This is a genomic window from Vibrio sp. 970 (genome assembly GCF_033339075.1).
Genome location: NZ_JAWOTW010000341.1, coordinates 1 through 686, shown reverse-complemented (window position 1 = coordinate 686; position 686 = coordinate 1). Strand labels below are relative to the sequence as shown.

Genomic DNA, 686 nt, shown 5'->3' with positions numbered 1-686 from the left:
ATGTCATAGACAATCAAGAATTTACCCTTAATCCGATTCAAAACGACAGCAATCCCGATTTAGAAAGTTTCAGCTGGACTCAAACATGTGGTTCGATATCCATTATTCCTTCTGACACAAGCCAAACCGTCAATCTGACACTTACCGCTCCAAAACTGGACAACGATGAAGAGTATTGCTTCCAGTTTAAAGGAACCAGTAAGAATGGTGATCAGTACTCAACCGATGCAAAAGTGTCCGTGGTGTCTCCATCACTGGAAGTTTATGTTGATCACGCATCTCTCCCCTCTTTACATCAGGTATTGGACATCATCGCCTCTGCAGAGGCTCACCCGACAGCTGAGCGCTATGTGTCCTGGGGCCGTATCAATCCGACGCAAGAGCATCTGGCGCAACTGAATATCAGTCGCTTCCCACTTGAGTCAAACCATACATCGGCAGAAATGCTTGAAGCTATTTCTGCCTTTGCAGAAGATCATCACAGACTCAAGGTTTCAATCAGTACCAACACGCTGAAGTCATATGACAACCTAAAACTTATGCTACAGCGGCTGCATAAGCAGCCACATGTCGACATTGACAACATCAGGCTCTATGACGATGGCTCTGCTGAATACGTGAACCTGTACAACTGGCGCAATACCCAGGATAAGACCTACCTGTTACAGCAAGCCGGTGACAACCTT

At 46.1% G+C, this 686-nt stretch carries 1 protein-coding gene; it reads left to right on the top strand.

Features of this window, described 5'->3' with window-relative positions; genetic code table 11:
* Nucleotides 1-686, top strand: a 686-nt coding sequence (locus R7Q11_RS26540; protein ID WP_225467042.1) for a PKD domain-containing protein, incomplete at both ends; no start/stop codon positions are given.